General features: G+C 71.1%; 21 protein-coding genes. 3 read left to right on the top strand and 18 right to left on the bottom strand.

The features are described 5' to 3' along the window. Window positions 1-870 (top strand): sulfotransferase, encoded by an 870-nt coding sequence (locus tag ACIBG7_RS37230; RefSeq protein ID WP_357931513.1) that lies wholly within the window; start codon window positions 1-3, stop codon window positions 868-870. Here the strand turns inward: ACIBG7_RS37230 and ACIBG7_RS37235 are convergent. The 5 genes from ACIBG7_RS37235 to ACIBG7_RS37255 form a co-directional block, all read right to left on the bottom strand. Continuing rightward, entirely contained in the window at window positions 839-2,725 is a 1,887-nt protein-coding gene (locus tag ACIBG7_RS37235; RefSeq protein WP_397339288.1) for an ABC transporter ATP-binding protein, read from the bottom strand. The genes ACIBG7_RS37230 and ACIBG7_RS37235 overlap by 32 nt on opposite strands. 64 nt (window positions 2,726-2,789) lie before the next feature. Continuing rightward, window positions 2,790-3,566: an enoyl-CoA hydratase/isomerase family protein gene (locus ACIBG7_RS37240; protein ID WP_397339289.1), complete on the bottom strand. Its 777-nt coding sequence runs from the start codon at window positions 3,564-3,566 to the stop codon at window positions 2,790-2,792. Between the two features lie 98 nt (window positions 3,567-3,664). Further along, window positions 3,665-3,880 carry a helix-turn-helix domain-containing protein gene (locus ACIBG7_RS37245; RefSeq protein ID WP_020547488.1) on the bottom strand — a complete coding sequence of 72 codons (216 nt, stop codon included), beginning with the start codon at window positions 3,878-3,880 and terminating at the stop codon, window positions 3,665-3,667. A 113-nt stretch (window positions 3,881-3,993) separates the two neighbouring features. Continuing rightward, on the bottom strand, window positions 3,994-5,592 hold the full coding sequence (locus ACIBG7_RS37250; RefSeq protein ID WP_357931504.1) for an ABC-F family ATP-binding cassette domain-containing protein: 1,599 nt from the start codon (window positions 5,590-5,592) through the stop codon (window positions 3,994-3,996). A 77-nt stretch (window positions 5,593-5,669) separates the two neighbouring features. After that, window positions 5,670-6,356 carry an acVLRF1 family peptidyl-tRNA hydrolase gene (locus ACIBG7_RS37255; protein WP_357931501.1) on the bottom strand — a complete coding sequence of 229 codons (687 nt, stop codon included), beginning with the start codon at window positions 6,354-6,356 and terminating at the stop codon, window positions 5,670-5,672. 107 nt (window positions 6,357-6,463) lie between these two features. On the opposite strand from ACIBG7_RS37255, the gene ACIBG7_RS37260 reads away from it, so the two are divergent. Then, window positions 6,464-7,498, top strand: a complete 1,035-nt coding sequence (locus tag ACIBG7_RS37260; RefSeq protein WP_357931498.1) for an EAL domain-containing protein — start codon at window positions 6,464-6,466, stop codon at window positions 7,496-7,498. Window positions 7,499-7,550: 52 nt separating this feature from the next. Further along, window positions 7,551-8,852 (top strand): aminotransferase class V-fold PLP-dependent enzyme, encoded by a 1,302-nt coding sequence (locus ACIBG7_RS37265; protein ID WP_397339290.1) that lies wholly within the window; start codon window positions 7,551-7,553, stop codon window positions 8,850-8,852. Between the two features lie 302 nt (window positions 8,853-9,154). Here the strand turns inward: ACIBG7_RS37265 and hisG are convergent, their stop codons facing one another. The 13 genes from hisG to ACIBG7_RS37330 all read right to left on the bottom strand — a co-directional run bounded on the left by hisG (window position 9,155) and on the right by ACIBG7_RS37330 (window position 21,776). After that, complete coding sequence (gene hisG / locus ACIBG7_RS37270; RefSeq protein WP_397339291.1) at window positions 9,155-10,003, bottom strand: ATP phosphoribosyltransferase; 849 nt, start codon at window positions 10,001-10,003, stop codon at window positions 9,155-9,157. Beyond that, window positions 10,003-10,266, bottom strand: a complete 264-nt coding sequence (locus ACIBG7_RS37275; protein ID WP_357931490.1) for a phosphoribosyl-ATP diphosphatase — start codon at window positions 10,264-10,266, stop codon at window positions 10,003-10,005. Before ACIBG7_RS37275 ends, hisG begins: the two co-directional genes overlap by 1 nt. 100 nt (window positions 10,267-10,366) lie before the next feature. After that, entirely contained in the window at window positions 10,367-11,446 is a 1,080-nt protein-coding gene (manA, locus tag ACIBG7_RS37280; protein WP_397339292.1) for a mannose-6-phosphate isomerase, class I, read from the bottom strand. 290 nt (window positions 11,447-11,736) lie between these two features. Next, entirely contained in the window at window positions 11,737-13,842 is a 2,106-nt protein-coding gene (locus ACIBG7_RS37285; protein ID WP_397339293.1) for a DEAD/DEAH box helicase, read from the bottom strand. Between the two features lie 328 nt (window positions 13,843-14,170). After that, a complete protein-coding gene (locus ACIBG7_RS37290) occupies window positions 14,171-14,533 on the bottom strand; it encodes a metal-sulfur cluster assembly factor (RefSeq protein ID WP_357931481.1) in 363 nt (120 codons plus the stop codon). After that, window positions 14,530-14,967: a Fe-S cluster assembly sulfur transfer protein SufU gene (sufU, locus tag ACIBG7_RS37295; protein WP_357931478.1), complete on the bottom strand. Its 438-nt coding sequence runs from the start codon at window positions 14,965-14,967 to the stop codon at window positions 14,530-14,532. Before sufU ends, ACIBG7_RS37290 begins: the two co-directional genes overlap by 4 nt. A 1-nt stretch (window position 14,968) precedes the next feature. Continuing rightward, window positions 14,969-16,219, bottom strand: coding sequence for a cysteine desulfurase (locus tag ACIBG7_RS37300; RefSeq protein WP_357931476.1), 1,251 nt, complete (start codon window positions 16,217-16,219; stop codon window positions 14,969-14,971). Continuing rightward, window positions 16,216-16,968, bottom strand: coding sequence for a Fe-S cluster assembly ATPase SufC (sufC, locus tag ACIBG7_RS37305; RefSeq protein WP_357931473.1), 753 nt, complete (start codon window positions 16,966-16,968; stop codon window positions 16,216-16,218). The genes ACIBG7_RS37300 and sufC overlap by 4 nt, the downstream gene beginning before the upstream one ends. Next, window positions 16,968-17,285, bottom strand: a complete 318-nt coding sequence (locus tag ACIBG7_RS37310; RefSeq protein ID WP_357931471.1) for a non-heme iron oxygenase ferredoxin subunit — start codon at window positions 17,283-17,285, stop codon at window positions 16,968-16,970. The genes sufC and ACIBG7_RS37310 overlap by 1 nt, the downstream gene beginning before the upstream one ends. After that, window positions 17,282-18,400, bottom strand: coding sequence for a Fe-S cluster assembly protein SufD (gene sufD, locus ACIBG7_RS37315; RefSeq protein WP_357931468.1), 1,119 nt, complete (start codon window positions 18,398-18,400; stop codon window positions 17,282-17,284). The genes ACIBG7_RS37310 and sufD overlap by 4 nt, the downstream gene beginning before the upstream one ends. Continuing rightward, window positions 18,400-19,812 carry a Fe-S cluster assembly protein SufB gene (gene sufB, locus ACIBG7_RS37320; protein WP_357931465.1) on the bottom strand — a complete coding sequence of 471 codons (1,413 nt, stop codon included), beginning with the start codon at window positions 19,810-19,812 and terminating at the stop codon, window positions 18,400-18,402. Before sufB ends, sufD begins: the two co-directional genes overlap by 1 nt. Continuing rightward, window positions 19,809-20,480 carry a metalloregulator ArsR/SmtB family transcription factor gene (locus tag ACIBG7_RS37325; protein ID WP_357931719.1) on the bottom strand — a complete coding sequence of 224 codons (672 nt, stop codon included), beginning with the start codon at window positions 20,478-20,480 and terminating at the stop codon, window positions 19,809-19,811. Before ACIBG7_RS37325 ends, sufB begins: the two co-directional genes overlap by 4 nt. Window positions 20,481-20,561: 81 nt before the next feature. After that, the gene (locus ACIBG7_RS37330; protein ID WP_357931462.1) at window positions 20,562-21,776 is read right to left on the bottom strand and encodes a multidrug effflux MFS transporter; all 1,215 of its coding nucleotides are present in this window, start codon (window positions 21,774-21,776) and stop codon (window positions 20,562-20,564) included. Window positions 21,777-21,844: the final 68 nt, after the last annotated feature.

Below are 21,844 nucleotides of genomic sequence, written 5' to 3' on the forward strand. Positions count from 1 at the left end.
ATGCGACACATCCTGGTGGTCAACGGGATCAAGGTCCGCAGGCCGGTCTTCCTCCTGGGAGCCCCGCACTCCGGCGCGGACCTGCTGGCGCGTGCCCTGAAACGGTCCACCGGCTTCCACGTGACCATGGGCCGCGCCTCGGTCGCGCACGTCGTCTACGCCTTCGCCCGGCGGCCCTCCATCGGCCGCAGCTCGGGCGCGGCCCGCGTGCTGCGTGACGCGCTCGCCGAGGCCTGGCAGGTCGTGCCCGGCGCCTGCGGGCAATGCCCGGCGCCGTGCCGCGAGGCCGGCGGCGTCACCGGGCCCGGCCCCTGCGTGTCCACCTCGGCGCTCAGCCGCTTCGGCGACGCCAGCCCCGACCTGCTCTACAGCGCCGGCCCGCTGCTCGGCGCCTTCCCCGACGCCCGCTTCGTCCAGGTCATCCGCGACGGCCGTGACGTCGTCGCCGACATGATCGCCGACCCGGCCTGCCTGGCGTGGTTCAAGCCGGTCATGCTCACCGAGGAGACCGAGTTTCCCAACGCTTTCCTCGGCGTGAACCGCGGCGAGCACCGCGACCGCTGGAAGACCATGCCGGTGGCCGGCAAGGCGGCCCTGCGCTGGCGCAGCGCCGTGCGGATCAGCGCCGAGCTGCGCCAGGAGCTGCCCGCCGACCAGCTCATGACCGTCCGCTACGAGGAACTGCTGCGCACCCCGGGCCCGGTGATCGACGCGCTGTCGGCCTTCCTGGAGGTCCCGGTCTCCAAGGTCGCCCTGTACGGCAGGCGCCCCCGCCCCTCGGCCGCCCGCCTCCGACAGGCCGACCTCGACCTGGTGGAGAAGGTCGCCCGCGAGGAGCTCACGCGTCTGGGCTACCTGGCGAAGAGCTGAACTGGGTGCGGTAGAGCTCGGCGTACAGGCCGCCGCGCGCCAGCAGGTCGTCGTGCCGCCCGCGCTCGGCCACCCGCCCGTCCTGGACGACCAGGATCTCGTCCGCCTCGCGGATGGTGGACAGCCGGTGCGCGATGACCAGCGAGGTCCGCCCGGCCAGCGCGATCTTGAGCGCCTGCTGCACGGCCGCCTCCGACTCGGAGTCGAGGTGCGCGGTGGCCTCGTCGAGCACGACCACGCGCGGCGTCTTGAGGAGGAGCCGGGCCAGCGCCAGGCGCTGCTTCTCGCCGCCGGACAGCCGGTAGCCGCGGTCGCCGACCACGGTGTCGAGCTGGTCGGGCAGCGCCTCGACCAGGTCGCCGATCTGGGCCGCGCGCAGCGCCTCCCAGATCTCCTCGTCGCTCGCCTCGGGCCGGGCGTAGCGCAGGTTGGCGCCGATGGAGTCGTGGAAGAGGTGGGCGTCCTGCATCACGACGCCGACGGTGTCGCTGATCGAGCCCAGCGTCGCCTCGCGCACGTCGAGGCCGTTGAGCCGTACAGAGCCCTCGTCGACGTCGTAGAGCCGCGAGACCAGCGAGGTGATGGTGGTCTTGCCCGCGCCGGACGGGCCGACCAGGGCGATGAGCTGGCCGGGCCGGGCGGTGAACGACACGCCCTTCAGCACCGGGTGGCTGGGACCGGTGTCCTGGCGGGCGACCGACTCCAGGGAGGCCAGCGAGACCTCCTCGGCGCTCGGGTAGCGGAAGTGCACGTCCTCGAAGTCGATGGTGACCGGGCCGGAGGGCACCGGCCGGGCGTCGGGCTGCTCGGCGACCATGGGCTTGAGGTCGAGCACCTCGAAGACGCGGTCGAAGCTGACCAGCGCGGTCATCACGTCCACGTGCACGTTGGACAGACTGGTCAGCGGGCCGTACAGGCGCATGAGCAGCGCGGCCAGGGCGACCAGGGTGCCGAGCTCGAAGACGTCGTTCACGGCGAGCACGCCGCCGACGCCGTAGACCAGCGCGGTGGCCAGGGCGGCGACCAGGCCGAGGGCGACGCGGAAGATCGCGCCGTACATGCCGACGGTCACGCCGATGTCGCGCACCCGGGCGGCGCGCTCGCCGAACATCTCGGCCTCCTCGGCGGGCCTGCCGTACAGCTTGGCGACCATGGCGCCGGCGACGTTGAACCGCTCGGTCATCACCGAGCTCATCTCCGCGTCGAGCTTCATCTGCTCGCGGGTGAAGGCGGACATGCGGCGGCCGACGTACTTGGCCGGGATGATGAAGATCGGCAGCAGGACCAGGGCGACCAGCGTGACCTGCCAGGACAGCACCAGCATCGCGCCCAGCACCAGGACCAGGCTGACGATGTTGGACACCACGCTGGACAGGGTGCTGGTCAGCGCGCGCTGGGCGCCGATGACGTCGGTGTTGAGCCGGGAGACCAGCGCGCCGGTCTGGGCGCGCATGAAGAAGGCCACCGGCATGCGCTGGACGTGGTCGAAGACCTCGGTGCGCAGGTTGAAGATCAGGCCCTCGCCGATGCGCGAGGAGAACCAGCGCTGGGCGAGGGTGAGCCCCGCGTCCAGCAGGGCCAGGACGGCGATGGCGACGGCCAGGCCGATCACCACGCCGGTGTTCTTCAGCAGGATGCCGTCGTCGATGACCGCCTTCATCAGCAGCGGGTTGGCCACGACGATCACCGAGCCGAGCACGACCAGCGCCAGGAAGACGGTGATCAGCCTGGTGAAGGGCTTGGCGTAGCGGGCGATGCGCCGGACGGTGCCACGCTTGAGCCGCTGCTGCATGACGGACTCGTCACGCCGCAGCGACCGCATGGATCCAGGTCCGAAACTCATCGCCATGGTCATTCCAGCGTCCGCCGGGCTCGCGCGATTCCCCGCTCAGCTCCGGGCGAACAGCGCGAGAGCCGGGTCAGCCGCCGTTGAGCGCGCGGATGCGGAGCACCTGTTCGGCCCGCTCTGCCGCGCACTGCTCCTCCAGGGAGCGCCCCGTCGCGCCCTGGAGCAGCCGCTTGGTGGCGGTGGCCGCGGCGCGGTCCACCGACAGCAGTTGCGCCGTCTTCTCCTTGACCGCCGTCGCGAGTTCGTCGCGCGGCACGACCCGTTCGGCCAGCCCGAGGCGCAGCGCCTCCTCCGCCTCGACGACACGGGCGGTGAGACAGATGTCGACCGCCTTGGCGAGGCCGACGAGGTCCACCAGCGGCTTGGTGCCGGTCAGATCGGGCACCAGCCCCAGTGCGGGCTCTTTCATGCAGAACTTGACGTCATCCGCGACGATGCGCAGGTCGCAGGAGAGCGCCAGTTGGAAACCGGCGCCGATGGCGTGTCCCTGAACCGCCGCGATGCTGACGATGTCGGGACGGCGAAGCCAGAGGAATCCTCGCTGGAATTCCGCGATCGAACTGTCGAGATCGCTTCCGGGCTGAAGGCTGCCGAACATGGAAAGATCGATTCCCGCCGAGAAGGACGGTCCCTCACCTCGCACCACGACGACACGGACCTGCTCCGGCAGGTTGTTCCCGATGCGGGTCAGTTCCGACCAGAGCGCGAACGTCTGAGCGTTGCGCTTCTCCGGCCGGTCCAGTGTGATCGTCGCGATCTCACCGTCCACCTCGAAGCGGAGGCCGGTCGCCTCCGGATTCCCCCCAAGCACGCGCTCAGCCTCCCTGGTAACGCCGGTCTGCCACACCCGAGCCTACTAGAACATTGCTCGGGCGTGACAGACTCCGCGGACTGGGACGAGCGGCTGCGGACGCGCGTTCCATACTGTGCCGACTGGCAGCCCATCTACCTCTTGGACTTGCCACGGGTCGCGCCGCCGCGCCCCCGCAGAGTCACACCGGACTCGCTGAGGATGCGGTGGATGAACCCGTACGACCGGCCGGTCGAAGCCGCCAGCGCGCGGATGCTCTCGCCCGCCGCATACCGCTTCTTGAGATCACCGGCCAGCTTTTCGCGGTCGGCCCCGGTCACCCGGGTGCCTTTCTTGAGAGTCTCGGCCACGAGTACCTCCTGTAGTGCCAGACTTCCGCAGCGTTACTCCGCCATGATCAGTCATTTCCGCGGGATCGGCTACCTACTCCACGGGAAAAGATCCGTACCCACTCAAATTAAGATCAGGCAAGAGCCACAAGATCGGAAAATTCCTCGCTCCAGGCGTCTTCTGTTCCGTCTGGTAGCAAGATCACCCTATCCGGTGCAAGAGCGTCAACGGCCCCCTCATCATGAGTGACCAGGACGATTGCTCCTGAATATGATCGCAAAGCGGTGAGGACTTGCTCCCTGCTGACGGGGTCGAGGTTGTTAGTGGGCTCGTCCAGGAGAAGCACGTTCGCGCTCGACAACACCAGTAGCGCAAGGGCCAGCCGAGTTTTCTCGCCTCCTGACAGAACGCCCGCGGGCTTGTCGACATCGTCGCCGGTGAAGAGGAAAGATCCGAGGACTTTTCTCAGCTCCGTGTCGGTGAACTCGCCCCCGGCCGAGCGCATGTTCTCCAGGAGGGTGCGGTCGGCGTCGAGCGTCTCGTGCTCCTGCGCGTAGTAGCCGACCTTGAGGCCGTGACCGGCCCGCACCTCGCCGGTGTCGGGCGCCTCGATGCCGCCCAGGATGCGCAGCAGCGTGGTCTTGCCGGCGCCGTTGAGGCCGAGGATGACCACCCGGTGGCCGCGGTCGATGGCCACGTTGACGTCGGTGAAGACCTCCAGCGAGCCGTAGGACTTCGACAGCTCCACCGCGGTCAGCGGGGTGCGCCCGCACGGGGCCGGCTCGGGGAAGCGCAGCTTGGCGACCTTGTCGCTGACCCGCTCGGCCTCGGTGCCGGCCAGCAGCCGGTTGGCCCGGCGCATCATGTCCTGGGCCGCCTTGGCCTTGGTGGCCTTGGCCCGCATCTTGTCGGCCTGCGCCAGCAGCGCCCCGGCCTGCTTCTCGGCGTTGGCGCGCTCGCGCTTGCGGCGCTTCTCGTCGGTCTCGCGCTGGGCCAGGTAGGCCTTCCAGCCGACGTTGTAGTGGTCGATGACCTGCCGGTTGGCGTCGAGATGAAGGACTTTGTTGACCGTGGCTTCGAGAAGGCCCACATCGTGGCTGATGATGATCAAGCCACCTTGATGAGAGCGCAAAAAATCACGAAGCCAGGCGATGGAGTCCGCATCCAGGTGGTTTGTGGGCTCGTCCAGCAGGAGAGTCTCGGCCCCGCTGAACAGGATCCTGGCCAGCTCGACCCGGCGGCGCTGGCCGCCGGAGAGGGTCTCCAGGGGCTGCTTGAGCACCCGGTCGGGCAGGCCCAGGCTGGAGGCGATGGAGGCCGCCTCGGCCTCGGCCGCGTAGCCGCCCAGCACGTGCATCTGGTCCTCGAGGCGGCCGTAGCGGCGCACCGCCTTCTCGCGGGTCTTGTCGTCGGCGCTGGACATGCCGAGCTCGGCCTCGTGCAGCTTGCGCAGGACCTCGTCCAGCCCGCGCGCCGACAGGATCCGGTCGCGCGCCAGCACCTGCAGGTCGCCGGTGCGGGGGTCCTGGGGCAGGTAGCCGATGCTGCCGCTGGAGGTCACGCTCCCCGCCGCGGGCAGCCCCTCGCCGGCCAGCACCTTGGTCAGGGTGGTCTTGCCCGCGCCGTTGCGGCCGACCAATCCGATCTTGTCGCCCGGATTGACGCGGAAATTGGCCTTCTCGATCAGCAGCCGCGAGCCCGCGCGCAGTTCGATGTCATTAGCAATGATCATGGTGAGAATGGCTCCCGAAGGTTGGAAGTGGGATGGCAGGCGCGCCAGGTCAATCGGGAGCGTGCATGGGGATCAGTCTACGGGCCCTCGCCCACCGCCTCTCCTGCATTAATCACCCGCACCCGGACAGCGCGGAACAGGGCGGGCGTCTCCCGCAGGACGGCGAGCCGGGGATCGGGGACCGTCAGGAAAGGCTCGGCCGCTTTCGCCAGGAGCCCGGCCAGCCGCGGATCGGCGCTCAGCGCCTCCACCGCCCGGCGCTCGCCGCCCAGGATCACCGCCTCGATCTCGCCCTCGTGCGGCAGCAGCACCCGGGCCGCCGTCCCCGCCGCGCTCTCGGCCGCCTTGCCGGCCTGGTTGCCGCGCCGCCGCGCGAAGCGCTGCTGTGACCAGCCGCCCGCCGCGGTCCGGCCCTGGACGTAGGTGGAGCCCACCTTCGAGGCGATCAGCTCCGTGCCGCGGAACACCCCGGCCGCGTGCCCGCCCAGCCGCGCCAGGATCACCCCGACCGTCCGCGCCCGCTGCGCGTGCGCCACGAACCTCGACAGGTACGGCGGGGCCGCGTCGAAGGGCGGGAAGGGCACGGTCAGCTCGGCCAGCGACCCGTCGGCGGCCACCAGCCGCAGCAGCCCGGGCGCCGGGTCCGGCTCGTAGGCGGTGTCGATCGGGCCGTGGCGGCCGGCGAAGCCGTCGATCCACTTGTTGAGGCGCTCGGGGGCGACGTCTACCCAGCGCCCGCCGCCTTTCGCGGGCCGGGCAGTCATGCCAGAAGGCTAACCCACTGCGCGGGTGGGGAACTCGGGGGGAAATGTCGGTGAACTTCGCCATCCACCCCTTCTGTAACTGCGGCGACACGGAGCAGCATCAGACCGTGCTTGCCCAGATGACCGACCTCTCCCCCGTCGTCGACCTCGACACCGGGGGTGTCGTGGCCTTGCGGACCACGCCCGAGTCACTGGAGGCGGCCGGGCAGGAGAGCACGCTGCCGCTCCTGCTCGACCTGCCCGCCGGGCTGGTCATGAACGGCACCGGCGCGCTCGCGCCGCTGCACGAGACGCTGCGCCGTGCCGGGCGGCGGCCCCGCGAGGTGATCCTCGTCGTCAGCGGCTCGTGCTCCGAGCCGGAGCGGCGGCTGCTCACCGTCGGCCTCGACGGGCTGCGCGCCATCGGCTACCTGCTGGCCTTCGGCGGGGCGGGGACCGAGAGCATCCCGTTCGACGTGCTCGCGGACGCTTCGCCGTACCTGCTGGTGCTGTCGCCGGAGACGGTGGCGCGCGCGCCGCGCGACCCGCGCCGGGCGGCGGTGGCCGAGTCGGTCGCCCGCCTGGCGCGCGGCATCGGCGCGCACGTGCTGGCGCCCGGCGTCACCGACGAGCAGCAGCTCGCGATGGTGCGCTCCTGGCACGTACGGCTGGCGCAGGGCCCGCTGCTGCGGCCGGGCCGCGACGGCCGGGTGCACGTGCCGCTGCCGGTCGTCGTCCAGGAGCCGGCCACGGCGCTGCTCGGGCCCAGGGTGCTGGAGCTGCTCATGCCGGCCGTGACGCTGCCCGCGCAGGCGACGGCGGAGGAGGCCATAGAGGCCTTCGGCACCGAGCCGTCGATCACCAGCCTGATCCTGGTCGACGAGTACCAGCGGCCCAAGGGCAGCCTCGACCGCAGCCGCTTCCTGCTGTCGTTCGCCGCCCGCTACGGGCACGCGCTGCACGGCCGCAAGCCCGCGCTGCGCCTGGCCGACCCGCCCCGCACCGTGCCGAAGACCACGCCGGCCATCGCCGCGATGCAGGTCGCCGGCCAGGACAGCGCCCGCGCCTACGACGACCTGGTGGTGACCGACGAGCTCAACCGCTGCCTGGGCGTGGTGCGCGTCTCGGAGCTGATGCGCCAGGTGAGCGGGCTGCGCGCCTGATCGGGCGTGGCCGTCGTTGCCCGGCGGCCGGGCGGCGGGGTAGGAAGGTCCCGTGACCCAGTCGCTGAACCGGCGGGCCGTGCTCGGCGCGGGCCTGCTGGCCCCGCTGTCGGCCTGCACGTCCACCTCCGCCGCTCCCGCCGCCTCCGCACCGGCCGCCCCTGCCCCCGGCGACTGGGAGTCGGTGGCCGCCCAGTTCGCCCTCAAGCCCGGCGTCGCCAACTTCGCCGCCTACGTCCTGGCCCCGCACCCGGCCCCGGTACGGCGAGCCATCCAGCAGCACCGCGACGCGCTCGACGCCGACCCGCACTACACCCCGGCCGGCGGCATGGTGCCCGACGACGCCTCGCGCAAGGCCGCCGCCGACTACCTGGGCGCGCGCTTCCCCAACATCGCCCTGACCGACAGCACCACGATGGGCCTGGGCCTGCTCTACTCGGGCCTGCGGCTGCGCCCCGGCCAGGAGGTGCTCACCACCGAGCACGACTTCATGGCCACCCACGAGAACCTGCGGCTGCTGGCCGCCCGCACCGGGGCCAAGGTGCGCCGCGTACGGCTCTACGACGACCCCTTCACCGCCTCCGCCGACCGCGTGCTCGCGGCGATCAAGGCCGGGCTCTCCCCCGCCACCCGCGTCGTGGCGGTGACCTGGGTGCACTCCAGCACCGGCGTGCGCCTGCCGATCCGCGCCATCGCCGACCTGCTGGCCGCCGAGAACCAGAGCCGCAACGCCAACGACCGCATGCTGCTGTGCGTGGACGGCGTGCACGGCTTCGGCGCCATGGCCGACGGCGTCGAGGAGCTCGGCTGCGACTTCCTGGCCAGCGGCACGCACAAGTGGCTGGCCGGGCCGCGCGGCACCGGCATCCTGTGGGGCCGCGACTGGAGCCGGCTCGACCCGGTCATCACCAGCTTCGGGCCCAACGCCTTCGAGTCGTGGCAGACCGGCCGCCCGCCGGCCGCGCCCACCGCCGACTACTACACGCCCGGCGGCTACAAGGCCTTCGAGCACCGGTGGGCGATGCCGGCCGCCTTCGAGTTCCACCAGGCGCTGGGCAAGCAGCGCGTGCAGGCGCGCATCCAGGAACTGGCCACCCGGCTCAAGGCCGGGCTGAAGGACCTGCGGCACGTCAAGCTGGCCACTCCCCTCGCACCGGAGCTGTCGGCGGGCCTGGTCTGCTGCTCGGTCGAGGGACTCTCGCCCGGCGCGGCGGTCACGCGGCTGCGGGAGCGGCACCGCATCGAGACCAGCGTGACGCCCTACCGCGAGCAGTTGCTGCGCTTCGGCACCACGATCATGAACTCGCCCGAGCAGGTCGACCAGGCGATCAAGGCCATGGCGAGCCTGGCCTGAGACGCACAGTCGGGTGAGGGCGACGGCGTAGGGCGCCTGGACGCGGGCCACCTCGCCGCGCCTGGCGACGTCCTGGTGGGGACGGCCGGCCCGGCCGGTGGGCCGGGCGCCGTTGCCGCGTGCGGGAGCCGCCCACGCCTGCTCAGGGCCGTGCGGGACGTATTCGGACAGAACCGCCTCGGCCGGACGGGGCGACCGATGGCGACACCGCCCCGCGAATCCGCCCCGGCCAGGACCCGGCGGCGATCTGGGCGTCACAGCGGGCCTCACCCGCCGTGCCGTGCCGGATCTGCGGGCGGTCGCTAGATCCGGCAGGCGTAGATGTCGGTCACCAGGATCGCCCGGGCGCCGATGTCCCAGAGCTGGTCCATCACCTGCTGGTGACCCTTGCGCCGGACCATCGCGCGCACCGCGACCCAGCCCTCCCGGTGCAGGGGCGAGACCGTCGGCCCCTCCATGCCCGGCGTGAGCGCGATGGCCTCCTCGATCCGCTCGGCGCGGATGTCGTAGTCCATCATCACGAAGTCGCGGGCGTGGATCACGCCCTGCAGCCGGCGGACGAGCTGCGTCAGGCCGCTGTGCTCGGCGGCGGCGCCGCGCTGGCGGATCAGCACGGCCTCCGAGCGCATGATCGGCTCGCCGAAGACCTCCAGCCCGACGTTGCGCAGCGTGGTGCCGGTCTCCACGACGTCGGCCACCGCGTCGGCGACGCCCAGCCGGATCGCGGTCTCGACCGCGCCGTCCAGCTTGATCACCCGCGCGTCCACCCCGCTCTCCTCCAGGTAGTGGCGGAGCAGGCCGGTGTAGGAGGTGGCCACGCGCAGGCCCGCGAGGTCCTTCACGCTGGACAGCGAGCCGGACTTGGCGGCCAGCCGGAAGGTGGAACCGCCGAAGCCGAGCGGCAGGATCTCCTCGGCCTCGGCGCCGGAGTCGAGCAGCATGTCGCGGCCGGTGATGCCGGCGTCGAGGGTGCCCTCGCCGACGTAGACCGCGATGTCGCGGGGCCGCAGGAAGAACAGCTCGCAGGAGTTGTCCTGGTCGATCAGGACCAGCTCCTTGCTGTCACGGCGGGTGCGGTAGCCCGCCTCCTTGAGCATGAGCTGGGCCGCCTCGGTGAGCGCGCCCTTGTTGGGGACAGCCAGTCGCAACATCACAGCCACCTGTACACGTCGTCGAGCTTGAGACCGCGGGCGATCATGAGGACCTGGACGTGGTAGAGGAGCTGGGAGATCTCCTCGGCGGCCCGCTCGGCGCCTTCGTGCTCGGCGGCCATCCAGGACTCGGCCGCCTCCTCCACCACTTTCTTGCCGATGGCATGGACGCCGCTGTCGAGCGCGGCCACGGTGCCCGAGCCCTCGGGCCGGGTGCGCGCCTTCTCGGACAGCTCGGCGAACAGCTCATCGAAGGTCTTCATGGTCTCTCTTCCGTGTGCGGACGTGACCACCAAGCCTAGTGCCCGCCGGGCCCGCGTTCCGGCCATGTCCACGACCCGAGACCGCCGCGAGCCGCCCAGGTCAGCCGAGGTTGGGCTGGGCCCAGAAGACGGTGCCCCGGCCGTGCAGCTCCACGTCGCCCACCCCGGCCGCGACGAAGGCCGACTCCCCCGCCGCCAGCCGGCGCCGGCCGGCCAGCACCTCGCCCTCGGTGCACAGCAGGATGCGCGGCAGCCCGCCGGTCAGCCGCAGCCGCGGGTTGACCGCCCGGCCCAGCGCGAACTCCGGCGCGGGCGGGCTGAACAGGTGCGCCCGCGCCTCGACGGCCAGCGGCTGGGCCTCCGGCACCATGACGCTCAGCAGCTCGTCCACGTCGATCGGCTTGGGCGTCAGGCCCGCGCGCAGCACGTTGTCGGAGCCGGCCATGATCTCCACCCCGAACCCGTCGAGGTAGGCGTGCAGCACGCCCGCGCCGAGGTAGAGCGCCTCGCCGGGGCGCAGGTCGTGCCGGTTCATCAGCAGCGGCGCCAGCACCGCCGGGTCCTGCGGGTAGCGCTCGGCCAGCTTGGCGACCTCCTCGCCGCCGCGCTCGGCCACCTGGGCCACCAGCTCGGCGCGCTCCTCGCGCGGCCACTCCAGCAGGACGCGCAGCGCGCTCAGCGTCTCGCCCAGCCGCAGCCGGTCGATCACCGGGCGCAGGCTCGCCACCTCCAGCTCCGCCAGCAGCCCGGCGGCCTCGGCCGGGGTCTTGAACCCGGCCAGCGCCACGAACGGCGTCAGCGCGCAGACCAGCTCCGGCTTGGCGTACGGGTCACCGTACGCGCCCCGCTCGTAGCCCGCCCGCGCCTGCTCCGGCGAGGGGTGCACCTGCAACGACAGCGGGGCGCCGACCGCGATCAGCTTCATCAGGTACGGCAGGCGCGCCCCGAACCGCTCGACGCACGCGCGGCCCAGCTCCCCCTCGGGGTCGGCCGCGATCACCTCGTCGAGCGAGCGGGGCTCGCCGCCGCGCTCCAGCAGCGACGGGCCCGCCGGATGGGCGCCCAGCCACATCTCGGCCTCGGGCCCCGGCGAGGGCACCGGCCGGCCGGCCAGCGTGGCGATCGCGGTGCGCGAGCCCCAGGCGTAGTCCTTGATCGGATTGGTCAGGCGGTCAATCACACGGCAGACCCTATCGCGCGTCCCGACCCGCCTCCCTCCAGGCGTAATCGGACGCCCCACCACCGAACCGCCCTCCGGGCGTAATCGGACGCCCCACCACCGAACCGCCCTCCAGGCGTAATCGGACGTCCCGCCAGCGAACCGCCCCCTTCAGGACGCCCGCCCCCCGTCTGCCTGTTCCACGAACCACCGGGCGGCGAGGAGCCGATCGGCCGGTGCACGCGAAACAGCCCCCGGCCGACAGGCCAGGGGCTGTTTCAGAAAGGCTCGGGGAGCCCTACCGCGATGGGTCAGCGCTCGTCGCGACGCGCGTCGGCCGAGAACGGCCGGCCACGGTCGGCGCGGAAGCCACCGCTCCGGGCGCCGTTGTCACGGGCGCGGAAGGCCGGACGGTCCTCACGGGTCCGGTCGCCCGCGGGGCGGAAGCCGCCACGGTCGTCCCGGCCGCGCTCGCCGCCGGCGCGGAAGCCGCCCTCGCGGGAGAAGGGCCGCTGGCCGTCACGGGAGAACGAGCCGCCCTCGCGGCCGAAGGACCGGCCACGGTCGTCGGCACGGTAGCCGCCCTCACGCGCCGCCGGCCGGGAGCCGCCGTCACGGTTGAACGAACCGCCGTCACGGTTGTAGGAGCCGCCCTCACGGGGAGCGCTGTCGCGGCCGAAGGAGCCACCCTCGCGGGGAGCGCCGTCACGGCCGAAGGAACGGCCGCGGTCGTCGCCACGGTAGCCCGGGCGCTGCTGGCCGTAGCCGCCGCGGCCACGGCGGTCGTCGCCGAAGGTGCGGGGCTTGTAGCCGTCGCGGCCCTCGCCACCGGCCGGGCGGCCCTCGGAGCCGGCCGGACGGTCGTAACCGCCCTGACGGCCCTCGAAGCCACCCGAGCGCTCGCGCGGCTCGTACCCGCCGGAGCGGGGGTGGCCACCCTCGTGGCGGCGCTGGCGGTCGCCCTCGTGGGCGCGGCCGACGTGGTCGCCGTTCTCGCGCGGACGGCGGTCGCCGTACGCGCGGGGGGCGCGGTCGTCGTAGGAGCGGGCCGGACGGTCGCCGTGCGAACGACGCTCCTCGAAGGTGCCGTCCTCGTGGCGGCGCGGGCGGCGCTCGCCGTCGAACTCGCGCCGGCGGCGCGGGCCACGGTCGAAGGAGCCCTCACGGCGGGGCCGCAGCGGCTTGCGCACGTCGGGCTCCCACACGGGGATGGACTCGCCGCTCGGGGTGCGGGCGCCGGTGACCTCGGCCACCCGGGGGTGCCCGATCTCGGCCTTGAGCTTGAACGGCTTGATGCCCGCGCGCCGGGTCAGCGCGTCGGTCGAGCGCCGCTCGTTGGGCAGGACGAGGGTGACGACCGTGCCCTTCTCGCCGGCGCGGGCGGTACGGCCGCCGCGGTGCAGGTAGCTCTTGTGGTCCTGCGGCGGGTCGAGGTGCAGGACCAGCGAGATGTTGTCGACGTGGATGCCGCGGGCGGCGACGTCGGTGCAGACCAGCACGTCGATGGCGCCCTCGCGGAACTCCGCCAGGATGCGGGTGCGCTGGTTCTGGCGCTTGCCGCCGTGCAGGCCGCCGGCCTTCACGCCGACGCGGGCGAACTGCTTGCAGAGCCGGTCGACGCCGTGCTGGGTGCGGACGAAGATGATCGTCTTGCCCTCGCGGTTGGCGATCTCCGCGGCGATGTCGAACTTGTCGTCGCGGGTGACCTGCATGAGGTGGTGCTCCATCGTGTCGACCGGGGAGGTCGCCGGGGCGATGGAGTGGGTGATCGGGTTGCGCAGGAAGCGCTTCACCAGCTTGTCGACGTCGCCGTCGAGGGTGGCGGAGAACAGCAGGCGCTGGCTGTCGGTCGGCGTCTGCGCGAGCAGCTCCGTCACGACCGGGAAGAAGCCCAGGTCACACATATGGTCGGCCTCGTCCAGGATGCTGACCTCGATCTCGTCGAGGGTCACCTCGCCCTGGCGGATGAGGTCGCCGAGGCGGCCCGGGGTGGCGACGACGATGTCGACGCCGCGGCGCAGCGCCTCGATCTGCTTGCCCATGGACATGCCGCCCACGATGACCTTCATGCGCAGGCCCAGGCCACGGCCCAGGGGCTCGATGGCGTCGTGGACCTGCAGGGCCAGCTCGCGGGTCGGAACCAGGATCATGGCGCGCGGGGCGCCGGGGGTGGGACGGCGACCGGCGATGCGGGCCATCGTGGGCAGGCCGAAGGCCAGCGTCTTACCGGAGCCCGTCTGTCCGCGACCCAGCACGTCGTTGCCGGCGAGCACGTCGGGGATGGTGGCGCTCTGGATGGGGAACGGGGCTTCGATGCCCTGCTTGGCCAGTCCGGTCACGAGCGGCTTCGGCAGGCCGAGCAGCTCGAACTCCGAAACGGTCGCTTCGGAGATCTCGGGCATGGCAGCGTCAAGCATGGTCACGAAATCGTGCCTTTCAGTAGAAGTGGCACGTCACTTCTGCGAAAGGACGAGCCGGGGCATAACTCACCGGAGGGATTCTTCGGACCCTCGATCATGCAGACGTATCGGACGCCTGCCGGGTGGGGACTGGGCCATGTCGTTCAGCCCGTCTACGCGCACCCGATAGCCGGCGCAGGCGGCGTCACGCACCCCATAGGTGCGTCAGGTACACGTGTGTGCCAACACGCTCAGGGGAGCTGGATATTCCCGGACCTTCCGAAATCATCCGTCGGCACGCTGAAACGGCTGACGTTTTGGTGAACGCCAGCCGTACCAGATCAGATCAGACGTTGAAGCCTAGCATACGCAACTGGTCGCGGCCCTCATCGGTGATCTTGTCCGGCCCCCACGGGGGCAGCCAGACCCAGTTGATCTTCACATCGGAGACCATGCCCTCCAGGGCGGAGTGCGCCTGGTCCTCGATGACGTCGGTCAGCGGGCAGGCCGCGCTGGTCAGCGTCATGTCGATGGTGGCCACGGGCCGATCGGCGCCTTCGACGGCGTCGAGGTTGAGCCCGTAGATCAGGCCGAGGTCGACCACGTTGATGCCGAGCTCGGGGTCGACGACGTCCTTGAGCGCCTCCATGACCTCGTCGTGAGTGGTCTCACCGTCGAAGCCGGTCGGGGTCTCTACTGGCTTGCTCATCCGGCAGCACTCCTCACAACTGCGTCCTTGTACGCCATCCAGGAAAGCAGGGCGCACTTCACCCGGGCGGGGAACTTGGCCACGCCCGAGAAGGCGACCGCGTCGCCCAGCACGTCCTCGTCGGGCTCCACCTGGCCCCTGCCCTGCAGGAGCCGGGTGAACTCGTCCACGACCTCCAGAGAGCCCTCCACGGTGGTGCCCACGGCGAGCTCGTGCAGCACCGAGGCGGCGGCCTGGCTGATGGAGCAGCCCTGTCCCTCGTAGGAGACGTCGGCCACCTTGCCGTCCTCCAGGTGCACCCGGAGCGTGATCTCGTCGCCGCAGGTGGGGTTCACGTGGTGAACCTCCGCCTCGTACGGCTCGCGCAGCCCCCGCCCCTGCGGGTGCTTGTAGTGCTCCAGGATCAGCTCCTGGTACATGGAGTCGGTGATCATGTCAGGCGAACACCTTCTGAACGTGGTGGAGGCCGCGCACCAGGGCGTCGATCTCGCCCGTGGTGTTGTACAGGTAGAACGACGCCCGCGTGGTCGCCGGTATTCCGAACCGCAGGTGCAGCGGCCGGGCGCAGTGGTGGCCGACCCGTACGGCGATCCCGAACCGGTCGTCCAGGATCTGCCCGACGTCGTGCGGGTGAATCCCTTCCAGAGTGAAAGAGACGGTGCCGCCCCGGTCGTGCAGATCGGTCGGACCGATCACCTTGAGCCCGGGGATCTCCTGGAGCGCCCCGAGCGCGTGCGCGGTCAGCTCCCGCTCGTGCGCCTCGATCGCGGCCAGGCCGATCCCGTCGAGGTAGTCCACCGCCGCGCCCAGGCCGATGGCCTCGACGATGGGCGGCGTGCCGGCCTCGAACTTGTGCGGGAGCGGCGCGTAGGTCGAGCGGTCCATCCAGACCGCCTCGATCATCTCGCCGCCGCCCAGGAACGGGGGCATGGCGTCGAGCAGCTCGGCCCGGCCCCACAGGACGCCGATCCCCGACGGGCCGACCATCTTGTGACCGGTGAAGGCCACGAAGTCGGCGCCGAGCGCGGCGAGGTTGACCGGGTGGTGGGGAACCGACTGGGAGGCGTCGAGCGCCACCAGGGCGCCCACCGCATGGGCCCGCTCGATCACGGCCGCGACCGGGTTGACCGTGCCCAGCACGTTCGACTGGTGCGCGATCGAGACGATCTTCGTCCGCTCGGTGATCACGTCACCGGACAGGTCGAGCCGGCCCTCGTCGGTCACGCCGAACCACTTCAGCGTGGCCCCGGTCCGCTGCGCGAGCATCTGCCAGGGCACGATGTTGGAGTGGTGCTCCATCTCGGAGATGACGATCTCGTCGCCCTCCCCCAGGGTGAACCGGGGGTCGGTGTTGGAGCGGTTCCCGAAGGAGTAGGCCAGCAGGTTGAGCGCCTCGGAGGCGTTCTTGGTGAAGATCACCTCGTCCCGGGACGGGGCGCCGACGAACGCGGCGACCTTGTCCCGGGCGTTCTCGTAGGCCTCGGTGGACTCGCTGCCCAGCGTGTGGTGCGCGCGCCCGACGTTGCTGTAGTGCATCGCCAGGTGCTCGCGCATGGTCTCGATGACCTGCGCCGGCTTCTGGGAGGAGTTGCCGGAGTCCAGGTAGACGAGGCTCCGCCCACCCGGTAGCTCGCGTGAGAGGACCGGAAAATCCTTCCGGATCCGCTCGACGTCGAAACCGGTCACTGCCCGACCGCTTCCTTGGTGTAGGCGGCGTACCCCTCGGCCTCCAGCTTCTCGGCGAGCTCGGGGCCACCTTCCTCGACGATCCGGCCGCCGGCGAAGACGTGCACGTGGTCGGGCTTCACGTAGCGCAGGATCCGGGTGTAGTGCGTGATCAGCAGCACGCCGGTCTCGCCGGTGGAGCGGAAGCGGTTGATGCCCTCGGAGACGATGCGCAGCGCGTCGACGTCGAGGCCGGAGTCGGTCTCGTCGAGCACGGCGATCTTCGGCTTGAGCAGTTCGAGCTGGAGGATCTCGTGGCGCTTCTTCTCGCCGCCGGAGAAGCCCTCGTTCAGGTTGCGCTGGGCGAAGGCGGGGTCGATGGACAGGGAGTCCATGCCGGCCTTGAGGTCCTTGGCGAACTCGCGCAGCTTCGGCGCCTCGCCGCGCATGGAGGTGACCGCCGAGCGCAGGAAGTTGGAGACGCTGACGCCCGGCACCTCGACGGGGTACTGCATCGCCAGGAACAGCCCGGCGCGCGCCCGCTCGTCGACGGACATCTCCAGCAGGTCCTCGCCGTCGAGCAGCACCTGGCCGCCGGTGATGGTGTACTTCGGGTGGCCGGCGACGGCGTAGGCCAGGGTGGACTTGCCCGAGCCGTTGGGGCCCATGATGGCGTGGGTCTCGCCGGCGCGCACGGTCAGGTCGACGCCGCGCAGGATCTGCTTGTCCTCGACGGCGACGTGCAGGTCACGGATTTCCAGGGTGCTCACTATGACTCCTTCGAGAGTGAGACGAGCACGTCGTCGCCCTCGATCTTGACTCGGTAGACGGGAACGGGCTTGGTGGCGGGCGGGCCGGTGGGCTTGCCGGTGCGGACGTCGAAGCACGAACCGTGCAGCCAGCACTCGAGCGTGCCGTCGTAGACCTCGCCCTCGCTCAGCTTGACCTCGGCGTGGGAGCAGACGTCGTGCAGGGCGAAGACCTCCTCGCCCTTGCGGACCAGCGCCACCGGGGTCTCGCCGACCTCCAGGCCGAGGACGCCACCGTCCTCGATGTCGCTGATCGTGCAGACCTTCTCGAAGCTCACTTCTCGAGCTCCGCTTCGACCTTGGCGAGCACCCGCTCACGCAGCTCGTCGAGCTCGATCTTCTCGATGAGCTGGCCGAGGAAGCCCCGGATGACCAGGCGGCGCGCCTCGTCGTAGGGGATGCCGCGGGCCTGCAGGTAGAAGATGTGCTCGTCGTCCAGGCGCCCGCTCGCCGACGCGTGGCCGGCTCCGGCCACCTCGCCGGTGAGGATCTCCAGGTTGGGCACCGAGTCGGCGCGGGCGCCGTCGGTGAGGATGAGGTTGCGGTTGAGCTCGTAGGTGTCGGTGCCCTCGGCCGCGACCCGGATGATCACGTCGCCGATCCAGACGGCGTGGGCGTCCTGGCCCTGCAGCGCGCCGCGGTAGTCCACGTTGGACTTGCAGGTGGGCTGCGAGTGGTCGACCAGGAGGCGGTGCTCCAGGTGCTGGCCGGCGTCGACGAAGTAGACGCCCGACAGGTCGGCGTCGCCGCCCGGCGCGGTGTAGGACACGCTCGGCGAGAGCCGTACGAGGTCGCCGCCGAGGGTGACCACGAAGCTCTTGAAGGTGGCGTCCTTGCCGAGCTGGGCGTGGTGCTGGGAGACGTGCACGGCGTCGTCGGCCCAGTCCTGGAGGCTGACGACCTTGAGGGTCGCGCCGTCGCCCACGACGAACTCGACGTTGTCGGCGTAGACGGCGCTGCCCTGGTGGTCGAGGACGACGACGGCCTCGGCCATCGGCTCCAGCTTGACCAGCAGGTGGCCGTAGGCCGCGCCGTCGCCGGCGCCGGTCAGCGTGACCACCGTCGGCTTGGAGGCCACGGCCTCGCGGGCGACCGTCAAGACGGTCGCCTTCTCGAAGCTGGTCCAGGCCTGGGCGCTGATCCGGTCGGTCGGCGCGAAGGACTTGCCCAGGCGGGCGTCCTCGCGGCCGACCGTCTCGACGGTGACCTCGGGGGCCGCGTCGACGCTCACGGTGACGTGACCGGCCGCGGCGGTGCCCTTGTGCAGGCCCTTGAGCCGGGAGAGCGGCGTGAAGCGCCACTTCTCCTCGCGGCCGGTGGGGACCTCGAAGTCGGCGAGGTCGTATGACGCGTGCTCGTGCAGCGTCGACAGGGGCTTCTCGTTCAGGCCCATCAGCCGACGGCTCCTTCCATCTGCAGCTCGATCAGGCGGTTCAGCTCGAGCGCGTACTCCATGGGCAGTTCGCGGGCGATCGGCTCGACGAAGCCGCGCACGATCATCGCCATGGCCTCGTCCTCGCCCAGACCGCGGCTCATCAGGTAGAACAGCTGGTCATCGCTGACCTTGGAGACCGTGGCCTCGTGCCCCATGGAGACGTCGTCCTCGCGGACGTCGACGTAGGGGTAGGTGTCGGAGCGGCTGATCTGGTCGACGAGCAGCGCGTCGCACTTGACCGTCGAGGCGGAGCCGTGGGCGCCCTCCTCGATCTGGACCAGGCCGCGGTAGCTCGTCCGGCCGCCGCCGCGGGCGACGGACTTGGAGATCACGGTCGAGCTGGTGTTGGGCGCCAGGTGCACCATCTTGGAGCCGGCGTCCTGGTGCTGGCCCTCGCCGGCGAAGGCGACGCTCAGCGTCTCGCCCTTGGCGTGCTCGCCCATCAGGTAGACGGCCGGGTACTTCATGGTGACCTTGGAGCCGATGTTGCCGTCGATCCACTCCATGGTCGCGCCCTCGTAGGCGACGGCGCGCTTGGTGACCAGGTTGTAGACGTTGTTCGACCAGTTCTGGATGGTCGTGTACCGGCAGCGGGCGCCCTTCTTCACCACGATCTCCACGACCGCGCTGTGCAGCGAGTCGCTGGAGTAGATCGGGGCGGTGCAGCCCTCGACGTAGTGGACGTAGGAGTTCTCGTCCACGATGATCAGGGTCCGCTCGAACTGGCCCATGTTCTCGGTGTTGATCCGGAAGTAGGCCTGGAGCGGGATGTCGATGTGCGTGTTCGGGGGCACGTAGATGAACGAGCCGCCGGACCAGGTCGCGGTGTTGAGCGCGGCGAACTTGTTGTCGCCGACCGGGATCACCGAGCCGAAGTACTCCTTGAAGAGCTCCTCGTGCTCGCGCAGGCCGGTGTCGGTGTCGACGAAGATGACACCCTTCTCCTCCAGGTCCTCGCGGATCTGGTGGTAGACGACCTCCGACTCGTACTGCGCGGCCACACCGGCGATCAGCCGCTGCTTCTCGGCCTCGGGGATGCCGAGCTTGTCGTAGGTGTTCTTGATGTCCTCGGGCAGCTCGTCCCAGGAAGCGGCCTGCTTCTCGGTGGAGCGCACGAAGTACTTGATGTTGTCGAAGTCGATGCCGGTCAGGTCCGAGCCCCAGGTGGGCAGCGGCTTCTTCGCGAACAGGCGCAGACCCTTCAGGCGCAGGTCCAGCATCCACTCCGGCTCGTTCTTGAGCGCGGAGATGTTCCGGACGACCTCCTCCGACAGGCCACGCTTGGCCGCGGCCCCGGCTTCGTCGGAGTCGGCCCAGCCGAACTTGTAGTTCCCGAGGCCCTCAAGCTCCGGGCGGTCGGTGACAGTCACCTTCCGGTCTCCTTGCTCTTATCTCTCAACATTTGCGGACTCACATGCGTGGTGCAGACCCCGTCGCCGTGGGCGATGGTGGCCAGCCGTTGCACCGGCGTGCCGAGGAGTTGCGCGAACGCCTCCGTCTCGGCCTCGCACAGCTGCGGGAACTCGGCCGCCGCGTGCGCCACCGGGCAGTGGTGCTGGCAGAGCTGGTCACCGCCGGACTTGGCCTTGGAGGCACTCGCCGCGTAACCCTCTGCCGACAGCGCCTCGGCCAGCATCTGCACTCGCCGGTCTGCGGGCACTGCGCTCATCACCGGCTCCAGCCGCGCCACCAGGCTCTGCACCTGGGAGCGGGCGAAGTCGGACACCGCCTGGTCGCCCAGACGCTCGGCCAGGAAGCGCAGGGCGCTGCCGGCCAGGTCGTCGTAGGCGTGCTCGAAAGCACTGCGCCCCGTCTCGGTGATGGCGAACATCTTCGCCGGTCGCCCGCGCCCGCGCTGTCCGCGCGGCCGCACTGTCCGGGGCTCGATCATCCCGTCCGCCACCAGCGCGTCGAGGTGGCGTCGCACGGCCGCGGGGGTGAGCCCGAGCCGCTCGCCGAGCGCTGCCGCCGTGACGGGACCATGCTCGAGGATGAGGCGGGCCACACGCGCGCGTGTCGTCCTCTCGATCCCCTGCATGTTTTTCACAACATCAGTGTGCCGTAATTACTTCCCGGCCACCAAACGAAGCGGGAATGCAATTTCTCACGCAGGGTAGCCTTACCTAACTCGGCGGAGCACGGTGAAGGCGGTGAACGCCGCGCCCATGAGGATGAGGATCACCACCGCCATCGCCACCGCGCCGCCGCCGAGCAGGCCGACCAGCGGGGCCGACAGCGCGCCGAGCGCGAACTGCAGCACGCCGAGCAGGGCGCTGGCGCTGCCGGCGATCTGGGAGGGCTGGCTGCCGAGGGCCAGGGCGCCCGCGCCGGGCATGACCAGGCCGGCGCCGGCCATCAGGACGAACAGGCCGGCCAGCACGCCGTACAGTCCGAGACCGGTCAGCCCGGCGGCCAGCACGAGCAGGCCGCCGGCCAGCGAGGCGAACAGCCCGCCCAGGACCAGCTTGCCGGGGTTGACGCGGCCGGCCAGCCGGCCGCCGACCTGGGCGCTGATGGTCAGGGCGAGGGCGTTGGCGCCGAAGACGAGCGAGTACTGGCCGGTGGAGAGGCCGTAGACCTCCTGCAGCACGAACGGCGAGCCGGAGATGTAGCCGAACATGGCGGCGAAGCCGAGGCCGGAGGCCAGGGCGGGGGCCATGAAGGTGCGCTCGCGCAGCAGCCGCCAGAAGGTGCGCGCGGTCGGGGCCAGGCCGCCGCGGACGCGCTCCTCCCTGGGCAGGGTCTCGCGCACGCCCGGGATGGTGACGGCCAGCAGGACCAGGCCGGCGATGCTCAGCGCGACGAAGACGCCGCGCCAGGAGGTGAACTCCAGGAGCTGGGCGCCGGCGATCGGGGCGAGGATCGGGGCCAGGCCGCTGACCAGCATGAGGTTGGCGAAGATGCGGGCGATGGCCGCGCCGTCGTACAGGTCGCGCACCACCGCGCGGACGATGACCAGGGCCGCGCCGCCCAGCACGCCCTGCAGCAGGCGCAGCACGATCAGCGCGCCGACGTTGGGCGCGAAGGCGCACAGCAGCGAGGCGACGGCGTAGCCGCCCACGCCGATCAGGAGCGGCAGACGGCGGCCGCGGCTGTCGCTGAGCGGGCCGGCGAGGATCTGGCCCATCGAGACGCCGATGAGACAGGCGGTCAGGGTGAGCTGGACCTGCGCGGGCACCGTGGCCAGCTCGTGGGTGATGGTCGGCAGCGCCGGGAGGTACATGTCGATGGAGAGCGGGCCGATGGCCGAGAGCGCTCCCAGGATCAGCAGGAGCAGTCCCCTGCGTTCCTTGGCCGTGCGCTTCGCGGACGCGGCCTCTACTGCCACTGACATGCGGAATACCTCTCCCTCGCTGGAGCCGTCACTGGCCCCGGCGAGGGCCGAGGAATCTCAACACCATC

Origin of the sequence: Nonomuraea sp. NPDC050328 (assembly GCF_044459405.1) — a bacterium.
In the GTDB taxonomy this organism is placed as follows: Bacteria; Actinomycetota; Actinomycetes; order Streptosporangiales; family Streptosporangiaceae; genus Nonomuraea.

What these genes read in the sequence shown, in the direction of transcription:
- ACIBG7_RS37275 (WP_357931490.1), bottom strand. Translation starts at nt 10,266, where the DNA reads ATGAAGACCTTCGATGAGCTGTTCGCCGAGCTGTCCGAGAAGGCGCGC.
- ACIBG7_RS37285 (WP_397339293.1), bottom strand. Translation starts at nt 13,842, where the DNA reads ATGCTTGACGCTGCCATGCCCGAGATCTCCGAAGCGACCGTTTCGGAG.
- sufU (WP_357931478.1), bottom strand. Translation starts at nt 14,967, where the DNA reads ATGATCACCGACTCCATGTACCAGGAGCTGATCCTGGAGCACTACAAG.
- ACIBG7_RS37290 (WP_357931481.1), bottom strand. Translation starts at nt 14,533, where the DNA reads ATGAGCAAGCCAGTAGAGACCCCGACCGGCTTCGACGGTGAGACCACT.
- hisG (WP_397339291.1), bottom strand. Translation starts at nt 10,003, where the DNA reads ATGTTGCGACTGGCTGTCCCCAACAAGGGCGCGCTCACCGAGGCGGCC.
- sufD (WP_357931468.1), bottom strand. Translation starts at nt 18,400, where the DNA reads ATGGGCCTGAACGAGAAGCCCCTGTCGACGCTGCACGAGCACGCGTCA.
- ACIBG7_RS37235 (WP_397339288.1), bottom strand. Translation starts at nt 2,725, where the DNA reads ATGACCATGGCGATGAGTTTCGGACCTGGATCCATGCGGTCGCTGCGG.
- ACIBG7_RS37250 (WP_357931504.1), bottom strand. Translation starts at nt 5,592, where the DNA reads ATGATCATTGCTAATGACATCGAACTGCGCGCGGGCTCGCGGCTGCTG.
- ACIBG7_RS37330 (WP_357931462.1), bottom strand. Translation starts at nt 21,776, where the DNA reads ATGTCAGTGGCAGTAGAGGCCGCGTCCGCGAAGCGCACGGCCAAGGAA.
- ACIBG7_RS37325 (WP_357931719.1), bottom strand. Translation starts at nt 20,480, where the DNA reads ATGCAGGGGATCGAGAGGACGACACGCGCGCGTGTGGCCCGCCTCATC.
- ACIBG7_RS37230 (WP_357931513.1), top strand. Translation starts at nt 1, where the DNA reads ATGCGACACATCCTGGTGGTCAACGGGATCAAGGTCCGCAGGCCGGTC.
- ACIBG7_RS37255 (WP_357931501.1), bottom strand. Translation starts at nt 6,356, where the DNA reads ATGACTGCCCGGCCCGCGAAAGGCGGCGGGCGCTGGGTAGACGTCGCC.